At 53.1% G+C, this 12,889-nt stretch carries 11 protein-coding genes; 8 read left to right on the top strand and 3 right to left on the bottom strand.

All coding sequences use genetic code 11. The features are described 5' to 3' along the window. Positions 1-520: 520 nt before the first annotated feature. Both PBOR_RS02050 and PBOR_RS02045 read left to right on the top strand, forming a co-directional pair. Positions 521-817: a transposase gene (locus PBOR_RS02050; RefSeq protein WP_042210202.1), complete on the top strand. Its 297-nt coding sequence runs from the start codon at positions 521-523 to the stop codon at positions 815-817. Then, positions 814-1,686 (top strand): IS3 family transposase, encoded by an 873-nt coding sequence (locus tag PBOR_RS02045; RefSeq protein WP_157764190.1) that lies wholly within the window; start codon positions 814-816, stop codon positions 1,684-1,686. The genes PBOR_RS02050 and PBOR_RS02045 overlap by 4 nt, the downstream gene beginning before the upstream one ends. Positions 1,687-1,974: 288 nt before the next feature. On the opposite strand, the gene PBOR_RS02040 is transcribed toward PBOR_RS02045, so the two are convergent. The 3 genes from PBOR_RS02040 to PBOR_RS02030 all read right to left on the bottom strand — a co-directional run bounded on the left by PBOR_RS02040 (position 1,975) and on the right by PBOR_RS02030 (position 5,499). Beyond that, on the bottom strand, positions 1,975-4,428 hold the full coding sequence (locus PBOR_RS02040) for a heavy metal translocating P-type ATPase (protein ID WP_042210200.1): 2,454 nt from the start codon (positions 4,426-4,428) through the stop codon (positions 1,975-1,977). Positions 4,429-4,548: 120 nt separating this feature from the next. Beyond that, complete coding sequence (locus PBOR_RS02035; RefSeq protein ID WP_039299488.1) at positions 4,549-4,749, bottom strand: copper ion binding protein; 201 nt, start codon at positions 4,747-4,749, stop codon at positions 4,549-4,551. Between the two features lie 360 nt (positions 4,750-5,109). Beyond that, positions 5,110-5,499: a metal-sensitive transcriptional regulator gene (locus PBOR_RS02030; protein WP_042210199.1), complete on the bottom strand. Its 390-nt coding sequence runs from the start codon at positions 5,497-5,499 to the stop codon at positions 5,110-5,112. Positions 5,500-5,665: 166 nt separating this feature from the next. Here PBOR_RS02030 and PBOR_RS02025 point away from each other — a divergent pair, with 166 nt between their 5' ends. The 6 genes from PBOR_RS02025 to PBOR_RS02000 all read left to right on the top strand — a co-directional run bounded on the left by PBOR_RS02025 (position 5,666) and on the right by PBOR_RS02000 (position 12,875). Next, positions 5,666-7,483 carry a bifunctional diguanylate cyclase/phosphohydrolase gene (locus PBOR_RS02025; RefSeq protein WP_042218818.1) on the top strand — a complete coding sequence of 606 codons (1,818 nt, stop codon included), beginning with the start codon at positions 5,666-5,668 and terminating at the stop codon, positions 7,481-7,483. 204 nt (positions 7,484-7,687) lie between these two features. After that, a complete protein-coding gene (locus PBOR_RS02020; RefSeq protein WP_042210198.1) occupies positions 7,688-9,214 on the top strand; it encodes an MDR family MFS transporter in 1,527 nt (508 codons plus the stop codon). Between the two features lie 5 nt (positions 9,215-9,219). Continuing rightward, a complete protein-coding gene (locus tag PBOR_RS02015) occupies positions 9,220-9,780 on the top strand; it encodes a PadR family transcriptional regulator (RefSeq protein WP_042210197.1) in 561 nt (186 codons plus the stop codon). 237 nt (positions 9,781-10,017) lie between these two features. Continuing rightward, a complete protein-coding gene (locus PBOR_RS02010; RefSeq protein WP_245648009.1) occupies positions 10,018-10,239 on the top strand; it encodes a hypothetical protein in 222 nt (73 codons plus the stop codon). Positions 10,240-10,293: 54 nt separating this feature from the next. Continuing rightward, on the top strand, positions 10,294-11,271 hold the full coding sequence (locus PBOR_RS02005; protein WP_042210196.1) for an aldo/keto reductase: 978 nt from the start codon (positions 10,294-10,296) through the stop codon (positions 11,269-11,271). A gap of 398 nt (positions 11,272-11,669) precedes the next feature. Then, positions 11,670-12,875 (top strand): PspC-like choline-binding domain-containing protein, encoded by a 1,206-nt coding sequence (locus tag PBOR_RS02000; RefSeq protein WP_157763955.1) that lies wholly within the window; start codon positions 11,670-11,672, stop codon positions 12,873-12,875. Positions 12,876-12,889: the final 14 nt, after the last annotated feature.

The raw sequence follows: 12,889 nt of genomic DNA, 5'->3' as shown, positions 1-12,889 counted from the left end.
ATTTCCTCCTTTGACCCAATTTCGGCGGAATCAAGGGCACTAGTGCTCCTCATTTCCTCCTTTGACCCAATTTCGGCGGAATCAAGGGCACTAGTGCTCCTCATTTCCTCCTTTGACCCAATTTCGGCGGAATCAAGGGCACTAGTGCTCCTCATTTCCTCCTTTGACCCAATTTCGGCGGATTTAGAGGGATTTATCCCTTTGAGTTCCCCATCTCGCCCGCTTTCGGCGGAATCAGAGGGACTTATCCCTTTGAGTTCCCCATCCCGCCCACTTTCGGTGGATTTAGAAGGATTTATCCCTTTGAGTTTCCCGTACCGCCCAATTTCGGCGGAATCAGAGGGATTTATCCCTTTGAGTTCCCCATCTCGCCCGCTTTCGGCGGAATTAGAGGGATTTATCCCTTTGAGTTCCCCATCCCGCCCGCTTTCGGTGGATTTAGAGGGATTTTGCTGTTAGTATTAATCGTGGACACCCGTTAAGAGAATAGGGATAATGAGATTAACGAGGAGGTGCCCACATGAGTGGAACACGGAGAAGCTACAATGAAGAATATAAAAAACAGACCGTAAAGTATATCCAGGAGCAAACCAAGACGGTGGCAGAACTCGCCCTGGAACTGGACATCCCCGCCAAAACCCTGCACCAATGGCTGGGGAAGTACCGGTCGTTTCAGAGTGAGCCCATAGCCACCCCAGACAAAGTCAGAGAGTTGGAACGTCAACTGAAGGAACGCGACCAACAGGTGGCAGACCTGACGGAGGAAATGGCCATCCTAAAAAAAGCAGTGCACATCTTCAGCAACCCAAAGAACTGAGATTCCAGTTTATAGAAGATCATCGCTCCGAGTTCCCAGTGGAGAAGATGTGCAACGTCTTTCAGGTATCACGGAGCGGTTATTACAAATGGAGAACAGCGAAGCCCAGCCCCCAAGCCACCCGCAAAGCGTTACTGCTTAAGCGGATTACCTATCATTTTCACGACTCGCATGGTCGTTACGGTAGCCCCAAAATTACGGTTCTCTTGAAGCGTGAGGGGTACAAGGTAAGCGAACGCACAGTAGGAAAGTACATGAGAGAACTGGGCCTGCGCTCCTGTGTCGCGAAGAGGTTTCGCGTACACACGACCGACTCTAACCATCCTTTGCCCATTGCCCCTAACTTGCTGAACCAGCAATTCCAAACCGAAAAGCCAAACCAGGCGTGGGTCGCAGATATTACTTACATTCCCTGTCGGGAAGGGCGGATGTACTTGGCGAGCGTGCTGGACCTATGCACCCGGGAGATCGTAGGCTGGCGGCTGGGCGACCGGATGACCACAGACCTCGTACAGGGCGCTCTAGACGATGCCTACCAAGCGAAACGCCCCGGGAAGGGCTTGATTCACCATTCGGATCGAGGCTCGCAGTATGCCTCTGCAGACTACCGGGGACGCCTGGAGAAGTACCAGATGACTGCAAGTATGAGCCGCAAAGGGAACTGTTATGATAACGCCTGTATCGAATCTTTTCACAGCCTCTTGAAAAAAGAGTTTGTGTACTGGACTCGATTTAAAACAAAGAAGCAGGCCTATGATTCCATCTACCAATACATTGAATTTTTCTACAACTGTAAACGAATCCATGGGGCACTGGGTTACGTATCTCCGGTTCAGTTTGCAGCAACATTTAAGCGGAAAACCGCTTAGGTTCACGTCTACTTTCTTGACAGAGGTCCATTTATCCCTTTGAGTTTCCCGTACTGCCCAATTTCGGCGGATTCTGTGGGGTTTTCTGTTCCAAGACCAAATTTGCCTTCGGACGACTTTCCTCCAAATGCCAAAGAAACTTATCCGCAGCATATGGATATCATAATTTCCTATCCAACACAAAGAACCGCCGGCATTAATGCTCCGGCGGTTCTTTGATTACCGGCGCTCAACCGGTTATCGGCACTCAGCTCCGGATCGTTCCGTCTGCACCAGAGGCAGTAAACATTACAGCTTGACCCGCTGCAGCCGCAGCGCGTTCAGGACAACGGATACAGAGCTGAAGGCCATCGCCGCACCGGCCAGCCACGGGGCCAGGAAGCCCAGCGCGGCAACCGGTATGCCGATCGTATTGTAGGCAAGCGCCCAGAATAGATTCTGCTTGATATTGCGCATCGTCTTGCGGCTCATCAGAATGGCATCGGGAATGCTCAGCAGATCGCCGCGCATCAGCGTAATATCCGCCGCCTCCATCGCCACATCCGTACCAGTGCCGATAGCCATACCGGTGTCTGCCGTAGCCAGTGCAGGCGCATCGTTGATGCCGTCGCCGACCATGGCAACCTTGACTCCGCCGCTCTGCAGCCTGCGGATCTCGGCTGCCTTGCCTTCCGGCAGCACCTCTGCCAGCACCGTGCGGATACCCGCCTGCTCGGCAATGGCCTGAGCCGTAATCTTATTGTCCCCGGTGATCATAACGACCTCGATGCCCATCTCGTGCAGTCTGGACACAGCCGCGCGCGAGGTTTCCTTAATCGTATCCGCCACCGCTACAACACCGGCAATCGCGCCGTCAACAGCTACCAGCATCGCTGTTTTGCCTTCATGCTCAAGCCGGGTCATAATCGCTGTCCATGGTTCGATAGCAAGCCCGCTCTCCTCCATCATCCGCCGCGTGCCTACGCTCACCTTCTGTCCGGCCACCACGGCGGATACGCCGCGGCCCGGCACAGCTTCGAACTGCCCGGCAGGCGGGAGCTCAATGCTCCGGCTCTGCGCGCCTGCCACAATGGCATCAGCCAGCGGATGCTCCGAGAGCTTCTCCGCCGCCGCTGTAATCGACAGCAACCGGTTCTCAGCAAGCACCTTGCCCTGTGCAACAATGCCGGTACTGGTTACAATGTCGGTCAGCACCGGCTTGCCGTTGGTCACGGTTCCGGTCTTATCCACTACAACAACCTTAATACCCTGTGCAGCCTCCAGATGCTCGCCGCCCTTGAACAGAATGCCGAACTCGGCTGCCCGGCCGGACCCCGCCATTATGGAAGTCGGCGTCGCCAGTCCTAATGCACACGGGCAAGCGATAACAAGCACCGCGATGGCTTTCTCCAGCGCATCGGCGAACTGCCCGGGCGCGCCCCAGATGTACCAAATCACAAAGGTTACAGCTGCAATCCCCACAACAATCGGCACAAAAATACCAGAGATCACATCGGCGATCCGCTGAATCGGCGCCTTCGAGCCCTGCGCCTCTTCCACCACCCGGATAATCTGCGCCAGCGCGGTATCACGGCCGACCTTGCGGGCTTTGATCCGAAGCATGCCGTTCTTGTTCAGCGTGGCTCCTATGACCGCATCGCCCGGCTTCTTCTCCACCGGAATACTTTCCCCGGTCAGCATAGATTCATCGACGGAGGACAGTCCCTCGACCACATCACCGTCCACAGGCACTTTAGTTCCCGGCTTCACCAGTACGATATCCCCGATAACGACATCCTCTACGGGAATGCTCAGCTCGACACCGTCACGCAGCACCAGAGCGGTCTTGGCCTGCAGTCCCATCAGGCTGCGAATCGCATCTGAGGACCGCCCTTTGGCCAGCGCTTCGAACCACTTGCCTACAAGAATCAGCGTAATCAGAATGGCGCTGGTCTCGTAATACATATCCACGGTATGGTTCATCCCGCTCATCTTCAGGGAATCGATCGTCAGGTACAAGCTGTAAAAATAAGCTGCCGATGTGCCCAGCACCACCAGCACATCCATATTGGCACTGCCGTTCTTCAGTGCTTTGTAGGCACTGACATAGAACTGCCAGCCGATCAGGAACTGCACTGGAGTCGCCAGCACCAGCTGGAACCAGGGGTTCATCAGCAGCTCCGGCGTCCAGATCCAGGACGTAAAAGAGAAGTGGCCCGCCATGGCCCAGAGCAGCGGCAGCGACAATATAGCAGAGATAATCCACTTGTTCCGTTTGTGTGTGATTTCCTCCCCGCGCTGGCTGGCGATATCCTTGCGGTCCTGCTTCAGAGCTGCCTTGTAGCCGATGCTGCTCACCTTATCCATAATCTCGGCTGTCGTGATATTGCCCGGCGAATATTCTACATGCGCTGTCTCCAGCGCCAGATTCACATTGACTGCCGCAATGCCAGGCATCCGTCCCAGCACCTTCTCGATTCTTGCCGAGCATGCGGCACAGGTCATCCCGGTAATATCGAAATCCGCCGATTCCTTCAGCGTATCATAGCCGAGAGAACGGATCTTCTCCTCGATCTGCGGCACGCCTGCGACCTTAGGATCAAATCCCACCGTTGCCTGCTCCAGCGCGAGATTGACATTCGCCCGGGATACCCCCTCCATGCGGGATAATCCCTTCTCGATCCGCGCCGCACAAGCGGAGCAGGTCATCCCGGTAATCTGCAGCGTAGCCTGCTGCTGGACCGGATCTGCACTCTTTTCCATGATTCGCGCACCTCCTCATACCCCCAAGGGGTATATTTATCTTTAAAAGAAAAGGCATTGGCACCCGGCCCTATTTCAATAGGGTTCCCGGCTCCAAGCCCTTACATTACAATCATTTACTTAAACTACGTCGTAGCCCTGATCCTCGATAGCTGCCTTGATGGCATCCAGGCTTACAGTATTCTCATCGAATTCAACCGCTACCGTCTTCGCCGGCAGATCTACCTTCGCTGCCGCACCTACGCCGCTTACCGCTTTCTCTACAGCACTTACACAGTGACCGCAGGACATTCCTTCTACATTCAATGTTACGTTCGACATTTTGAATAACCTCCTAATAGTTTATGGAGCATAGCTCCTTGATTCTTCACCGAACAAACCGGCTTTGCAAGCTTGTGCTAGTTTTCAATAGCAAGCACTTAGCTTTTCATTGCTTCCTTCTCCACCACAGCCTGGATAACTTGAACTATTAAATCCAAACAAGGGATGAAAGTAACGGAGGGGAATTTTGAAACTGTAGGAGCGCCAGCGACCGCCTTTGTCCACGGATTTCTACCGCAAATAGCGGTTGAAATCAAAGAAATCCGGGGACAACAGCGGCCGGAAGTTCAAACATTCACCGCAGTTACGCCCGCCATCCTTGCATGAATTTAAGAGTTCTGCTTATCCAGGCCCCAACCTCTATTTCATCAGCTTATTCACCGTAATCAGCAGCTCATCGATAACCTCATGCTCGCCGGCTTCGATACGTTCGATAATGCAGCTCTTCATATGGCCTTCAAGCAGCAGCTTGCCGACACTGTTCAGCGCCGCCTGCACCGCCGCCAGCTGATTAAGCACATCATCGCAGTAGGTATCCCGTTCAATCATGCCTTTGACGCCGCGGATCTGCCCTTCAATCCGGTTAAGCCGGTTGGTCAGTCCACTCTTGAATTCCGGGGAATGATGGCTCTTGCGGACACCGGAAGCGGAAGAATGGCAATCCTCGCCGCAGTCATGCCCGGCATGCTCCTTCTCATTTGTTGACACAGGAATCAGCCTCCTCAAGTAATAATATAATATACCCCCCATGGGTATGTCAAGGCTTCACTGCAGCTTTCCTCCTTTACCCTATAACACATGCGGATTTGTCATGATTTAGCAGGAGAATTCCCGTTTGAACGCGAATCTCCTAGAATAAAACATCTACAATCACGCGAATGGAGGAGGAGCAGTGCTCAAATCAATCATCAGCCAGATGCATCGCCGCAGGAGCTATTTGTACTCCTTTATCATATGCCTTGCAGGGCTGGGCTTGTTTATTTTTCAAACGGAACCGCAAATTCTTCATCTCTCCTCATCCGGTTGGGGCTGGGTTACCGCCATGTCAGGCGCGGCTGTCCTGCTCACCGTCTTCACCTTCCAGCTGCCTCCGCAGGGAAACGGGCTGTCACTGGATTCTTCCATATATCTGGCCTGCATCTTTATCTTCGGCGCCCCGTCCGCTCTTCTGGTTCTTCTGCTCAGCTCCATCGTACTGCTGTTCATCGAATGGGGAACCACCCCGCTCTGGAAGCATCTGAGCAATTTCGCCGTGTACAGTATTATGATCACTTCTGCGGCTTTTATTTTCTCGTGGTTCGGGGGCCGGCAGGGACCGCTTCTCAGCAGCCACCTGGCGGCATACCTCTGCGCAATGGCCATTTATTTCATCCTTAACCTGCTGCTCGTCGGATTCTTCTATTACATAGTTTTCCGTGAGAATCTCTACACAACGCTCAAAGAAATGCTGACAGACGCCGTACTGGCTTATCTGTGCACGCTGGTGCTCTCTCTGGTACTGACTGTTCTGCTCTTCTATAACGGAATTACCGGACTGGCCTTGTTCCTCGGTCTCAGCGTTCTGATCTCCTATTCCTTCAAACGGCTGTTTAGCATGTACCGTGACATTGAAGAGCGGGCCAACCGCGATCAGCGGACAGGATTGTTCAACCATAGCTATTTCGAAGCGGCGCTCGAAGAGGAAATGCGCAAATCGCAGGCAAGCGGCAGTGTGCTCTCCCTGGCCATGATTGATATCGATGATTTCAAGAAATACAATGATCACTTCGGCCATCTTAAGGGTGACGGGTTGATTGTTTTTCTGGCGGAACTGCTGAAGAGGGAAACCGGGGCCACTAATATTATTGTCTCCAGATATGGCGGAGAGGAATTCACCCTGCTGATGCCGGGCTACGATGCCGTGACGGCCAGGCAGTTCATCGAAAATCTGCGCAAAACGCTCAACAATTCGATCTTTGAAGGCAGCGAGATCTTCCCGCAAGGCTGTCTGGCCTTCTCGGCAGGCGTAGCCGGATACCAGCCCGATGTCCACTTCAAGTCAGAGCTGGTCGACCATGCCGATCAGGCGCTGTACTATGCCAAAAAACAGGGCAAAAACATGGTCCACGTCTACGGCAACCAGTCGCTGCTGGAGCGTGACATTGATTTCAGCCAGGATGTGCGCGATATTGAGCAGCAGCTTAATCTTTTCATGTACAAGGATCTGGAGACCTTCAAGCATTCCAAACGCGTATTCCGCTATGCCATGGATATCAGCGAGCTGCTGGCGCTGGACAATCTCTCCAAACGGCAGTTCACACTCGGCGCGCTGATCCACGACATTGGCAAGCTGGAGATTCCCTGGGGTATTCTTAATAAGAAGGATAAACTCTCTCCGGAGGAATGGGAGATGGTGAAATGGCATGTCACCTGGGGCAAAGAGATGGCACTTACCAACGATAAATACAAGGATCTCGCCCCCTATATTGAGCTGCATCACGAACGGTATGACGGCAAAGGGTATCCGTACGGCTTCAAGGGAGAAGAGATTCCCCGGCTATGCCGGATGCTGACCATTATCGACTCGTTCGATGCCATGACCACAGAGCGGCCTTACCAGCCGACCAAATCATTCGCGGAAGCTATTGTGGAGCTGCGGGCCTGCGCGGGAAGCCAGTTTGACCCGGAGCTGACTGAGCTGTTCATCGGATATATCGAGGCCCGGGAGCTGCGTTCAAGCGATGCTGCCATGTAGGGTGAAGCGTGCACCCGTACTGCGAATAGAATTCAGCCTGTAAGGGAATACCATACATAGAAGTCCTGCCGTTCTTGTTGTACAAGGGCGGCTTATTTGCGTCCGCACACTCTTAAAATTTGTTATAAAAAAAGATTGCCACCCTATTCAAATTTGAATATAATAAGATTTCATCTTGAATAATGAACGTAAAGGAGTTTGTAAATGCATACTAAAGAAAGCAATCTTAAGCTCGTCGTTGCCGGACTGCTGCTCGGTATTCTCATGTCTGCCATGGATAATACGATTGTAGCCTCAGCCATGGGCACCATTGTCTCCGATCTCGGGGGACTTGATAAAATCGTCTGGGTGACCTCTGCTTATATGGTCATGGTTATGGCCGGAACCCCCATCTTCGGCAAATTGTCCGATATGTACGGGCGCAAGCGCTTCTTCATCTTCGGACTCATCGTATTTCTGATCGGCTCCGCCCTGTGCGGAACGGCTGCCAGCATCACACAGCTCAGTATTTACCGGGCGATTCAAGGGGTTGGCGGCGGTGCGCTGATGCCGATTGCCTTCACGATTGTATTTGATATTTTCCCGCCGCAAAAAAGAGGCAAGCTCACCGGATTATTCGGTGCTGTCTTCGGGATCTCCAGCGTAATCGGCCCTCTGCTTGGCGCTTATATCACCGATTACGTCGGCTGGAACTGGATTTTCTACATCAACTTGCCGATTGGTATCGTCTCGTTCTTCCTGATTATGACGTCCTACAAGGAATCCGTATCCCATGCCAAACAGCGGATTGACTGGGGCGGCGCCTTCACGCTGGTGGCAGGAATTATCTGCCTGATGTTCGCGCTTGAGCTTGGCGGCAATCAGTATGCATGGGATTCGGCAACGATTCTCGGACTGTTCGCCGGCTTCGCCGTATTCCTGATTGCCTTCATCTTCATTGAGCAGCAAGCGGCAGAGCCGGTTATCTCTTTCGCCATGTTCCGGGGGCGCCTGTTCGCAACCAGCAGTCTGCTCGGTTTGTTCTACGGTTCAGCGTTTATCGTAGCTACAGTATACATTCCGATCTATGTCCAGGGGGTATACGGCGGCTCCGCCACCAACTCCGGTCTGATCCTGATGCCGATGATGATCGGTACGGTCATCGGCAGCCAATCCGGCGGTCTGCTCACCACCAAGACGAGCTTCCGCAATATTATGCTGCTGTCTGCAGTTTGTTTCGTTGCCGGAATCTTCTCACTCAGCACACTGACACCGGATACTTCCCGTCTGCTGCTGAATGCGTTCATGGCGCTGACCGGTTTCGGGGTCGGGTTCTCCTTCTCCGTACTCAGCATGTCATCCATTCACCATTTCGATATGCGCCAGCGCGGTTCAGCTACCTCCACCAGCACCTTCCTGCGCTCGCTCGGGATGACGCTGGGGATTACAATCTTCGGTATTATCCAGCGCAACAGCTTCACTTCGGAGCTTAGCACTGCCTTCGGAGACGGCGGCCAGGCCTCTTCATTCGGTGATCCGCGTTCTGCGCTGACCCCTGAGGCCCGTGCACAGATTCCGGCACCTGTGCTGGAGAAGATTACGAATTCGCTGTCCACTTCAATCGCACATACCTTCATGTGGGCTATCGTTCCTGCGGTGCTTGCCGTTGTCTTTGTTCTGCTGATGCCCAAAGACCGTCTGGCTATTCAGCCTAAGGAATCCCAGCCTGCTCCAGCTTCCGGGCAGAGGTAAGCATCATGTCCATGAAGCTGCTGATTCTGGGGCTGCTGCTGGAACGGGATATGCATCCTTATGAGATTACACTGGTCATGAAGGAACGCACGATGGACCAGTTCATTAAGCTGCAGATGGGCTCCTTGTATTATGCAGTCGACAAGCTGGCCGAGGGCGGCCATATTGAAGCTGTAGAGGTCATCCGCAGTACGGACCGGCCGGATAAAACGATCTACCGGATTACGGACAAGGGCAAGGAATTGATGGAACAGCTCATTCTGCAGCAGATTAAGAAAAGTGATCAGCTGCATCATCCGCTGTACATGGCCCTGGCCCTCTCCCGCTACATTGATCAGGAGAAGGTGGAGAAGCTGCTGGAGGAACGCATCCGCGAAGCGGAGCATCAGGTGAACTTCGCTTACCAGGTGTACGAGGAGCATATCTCCATTGTGCCCCGCTCGGCACTGCATCTGATGTACGGCCGGTACGAGCACAGTCTGACCGAGCTGAAATGGCTGAAGCGGCTTCATGAGGATGTTGTGGCCCGCAGGATGAGTGACAAAGGCAGCCCGATTATTCCTTAATAAGCATAGACCCACCAGGAGGATTGTTCCGCCGCCGTTATAGGCAGCCGGGACAGTCCTCCGTTTATTTTCATAGTTCTTTTCACACCGGAACCTGCGATATTTCACAAGTCCGATGTTTAACCAGCCCGCATTGTGTTTATTAGGGAGCAAACTGCCGGCGAGGCTCACGAGATATCCAAGTGCACATTGCACATCCTTGCCTGCAGATATTCCGCAAAGGGAAGTGAACTTAAGATGAGCGAGATGAGTGATAAGAAAAAGCCGATACGAGACGACCGTGACCACCCCGAGCAGTACCCGACGGAAGAGCCCAGTCTGTTCGATCTCGATGAAAGCGGGCAGCATGTGGATCCGATCCCGGTAGAGGATCTGACACTTGAGAAGCAGGAAGAGAAGGATAAGGAAGGCACGAAACACCGCTCCTCCAGCGACAAGAAATACCATACCGGCTTCTAAAGGTGTACACTATTCTCAGATCATCCAAAAGTTATAGCGTATGGAGGGATACAATTGCTGAAAGCGTTACCACTTAACAAACGCGGCATCCCCGCCAGCCGCATTGCTCTGGGCTGTATGGGGCTTGGCGGCGGCTGGGACCATGAACCGGTTACAGCGGAGAACATTAAGCAGGGGCATGAGGCGCTGGATGCCGCGTTGTCAATCGGCATCAATTTTTTTGACCATGCGGATATCTATACCCGGGGCAAGGCGGAGAAGGTGTTCGGGCAGATCTTCAAGGAGCGTCCCGGTCTGCGTGAAGAGATCATCCTGCAGTCGAAATGCGGCATCAGGCTGATGGAGCCGGGAGACATCACCAACATGTTCGACTTCTCCAAGGAGCATATACTGGCCAGCGTAGATGGAACGCTCTCCCGGCTGGGCACAGAGTATATTGATATTCTGCTGCTGCACCGCCCCGACCCGCTGATGGACCCCGAGGAAGTTGCCGAAGCTCTGCGCCAGCTTAAGGCGTCCGGCAAGGTGCGCCACTTCGGCGTCTCCAATATGAGCGCTGCCCAGATCAAACTGCTGGAGACCTATTGTGACGAGCCTTTCATCGTCAATCAGCTGCATATGAGCCTGGCCAAGATCAGCTGGGTCGATGCCGTACTCAGCGTGAACCGGGAACAGTGGAAAGACCTCACGTTTCCTGAGGGCACAATAGAGTATTGCCGCGCGGGGAATATCCAGCTTCAGGCCTGGGGCCCGCTGGCCCAGGGGCTGTTCAGCGGCCGGCCGCTTGAAGGACAGCCGGAGAACGTAGTGAATACAGCTTCCAGAGTGCGGGCACTTGCTGATGAGAAGAATACAACACCTGAAGCCATCGTTCTGGCCTGGCTGATGACGCATCCCGCAGCCATCCAGCCTGTAATCGGCACCGTGAATCCGCTGCGCATCGCAGCCTGCGGTGGGGCCGATGAGATTGAACTCTCCCGCAAGGAATGGTACGAGCTGTATGTCAGCTCGCGCGGAGAAAAGCTGCCTTAAGCAGTTGACTTCACTACAAGCGGAAACATATATTTTTCATTTTTCATAAGGGTATGCTATCTGCATTTATTACTGCGGATAGCATACCCTTTTTTGTTCTCAATAAAGAACATTTGTGAAAAACAGCGATATATGGAGTTAATTTAAGATAATCAAATGCATTTGTGCTTTATTGCGAACAATTCGCCTAAATTGGCATTTTTCTTTTGCAGGGTGCGCAGTGTATGATTTCATTACGAAAACGTTCTTAATAAAGAACGAATATAACGAATAACCATTAGTAAGCCATGAGAGGGGGCCTACCTTTGTACCCCAGATCTGCCAAACGGCGTAAACGGAAATACACGAAACTCGTTCTTCGGATCCTGCAATCCGGTGTGGCTGTATCTGTTCTTATAATGTATACATCCAATCAGATTGGCAGTACCTACGGAGGATTCAATACTTCCCAGGAACAGGACACCTCCATAGAGCTTTGCTCCGTATTCCCGGGCCAGATTGAACAGCTGCTGTCGGACTTCAGCGGGCATATCCGCACAATCACCCAGCTGAAGTCGTCTCTGGGCAGCCACAGTACGAGCGGAAACTATAACGCTCCCCCGATCTCTGAAGCACTGTCGGCGGAGGAACTGGATCAGGTCTCTAGTGAGATCTCGGAACAAATCCGCCTGGCAAGCGATACAGTTAGCGCACTGGATACACAGCTGAGCTTCAATGCAGGTATCTGGCAGCAAATTCTGCAGGAAATTGGCAGTGCAGCAGCCATTCTGCACCAACTCGGAGGATATATGGTGAATCTCGAACCAAACTGCCTGGAAATCCGTGATGCCCAGTTCTTCGAACAGCTGCAGGAAGGTCTCTATCAAAGCGGAGTGTTGTCAGAATCCCTGATGGATACATTAACGGGCATTGTGCAATATCTGAATACGATTCATGATATCGGCGGCTCGCTGCCGACCGGCAATCCGGACCGGGTGCTTCTCCGGCAAGAAAGCTTCGGCTTCCCTGCAGAGGAACCGATCTTCTCATTTATGGCCAGAGCCTACCAGGCCGATTCGGATGTATCTCCCGCCCTGCAGTCAAGCTACGATCAGTTAAGTGCAGAATTAACAGCTTCCAGGGACAACCTTTCTTCCGCAATCACTACGCTGCAGGAACAGCAGGTACAAATTGCTGAAGCAAAGACAGCGCTGGAGGAGAAGGCCAAGGCCGAGGAAGCGGAGCGGCTGGCGCTTGAAAAAGCTAAGGCTGAGGAAGCGGAACGGCTGGCACTGGAGAAGCAGAAACAGGATGCAGCCGACGAAGCCCTGAAACAGGAGAAGGATCAACCCAAGAATAATCCGCCCGCAGCGGGTATTCCGGGAGAGGATAGTAACATCGGGGAACCTGCTATAGAAGCTCCTGAGGGAGATAAGCCGGCTCCGACACCAGTACCGGGTGCAGAGGTTAACGCCCCGCCTGCCACACCGGCAACACCGGAAGCTAATCTTCCAGAGGCTTCTCCAGCGGTAGAATCACCTGAGGTTCTCCCTGATAGCGATAAAGATACCGCGCAGCCAACAGCTGCAGCCATACCTGCAGCAACACCAGGCTCCATAATTTGATACCAGCAAAGGCG

Source organism: Paenibacillus borealis, assembly GCF_000758665.1.
Classification (GTDB): Bacteria; Bacillota; Bacilli; order Paenibacillales; family Paenibacillaceae; genus Paenibacillus_AQ; species Paenibacillus_AQ borealis.
This window is presented reverse-complemented; position numbering and strand designations above follow the sequence as displayed.

What these genes read in the sequence shown, in the direction of transcription:
- PBOR_RS02050 (WP_042210202.1), top strand. Translation starts at nt 521, where the DNA reads ATGAGTGGAACACGGAGAAGCTACAATGAAGAATATAAAAAACAGACC.
- PBOR_RS02030 (WP_042210199.1), bottom strand. Translation starts at nt 5,499, where the DNA reads ATGGGGGGTATATTATATTATTACTTGAGGAGGCTGATTCCTGTGTCA.
- PBOR_RS02035 (WP_039299488.1), bottom strand. Translation starts at nt 4,749, where the DNA reads ATGTCGAACGTAACATTGAATGTAGAAGGAATGTCCTGCGGTCACTGT.
- PBOR_RS02000 (WP_157763955.1), top strand. Translation starts at nt 11,670, where the DNA reads ATGTATACATCCAATCAGATTGGCAGTACCTACGGAGGATTCAATACT.
- PBOR_RS02015 (WP_042210197.1), top strand. Translation starts at nt 9,220, where the DNA reads ATGTCCATGAAGCTGCTGATTCTGGGGCTGCTGCTGGAACGGGATATG.
- PBOR_RS02025 (WP_042218818.1), top strand. Translation starts at nt 5,666, where the DNA reads ATGCATCGCCGCAGGAGCTATTTGTACTCCTTTATCATATGCCTTGCA.
- PBOR_RS02040 (WP_042210200.1), bottom strand. Translation starts at nt 4,428, where the DNA reads ATGGAAAAGAGTGCAGATCCGGTCCAGCAGCAGGCTACGCTGCAGATT.
- PBOR_RS02010 (WP_245648009.1), top strand. Translation starts at nt 10,018, where the DNA reads ATGAGCGAGATGAGTGATAAGAAAAAGCCGATACGAGACGACCGTGAC.
- PBOR_RS02020 (WP_042210198.1), top strand. Translation starts at nt 7,688, where the DNA reads ATGCATACTAAAGAAAGCAATCTTAAGCTCGTCGTTGCCGGACTGCTG.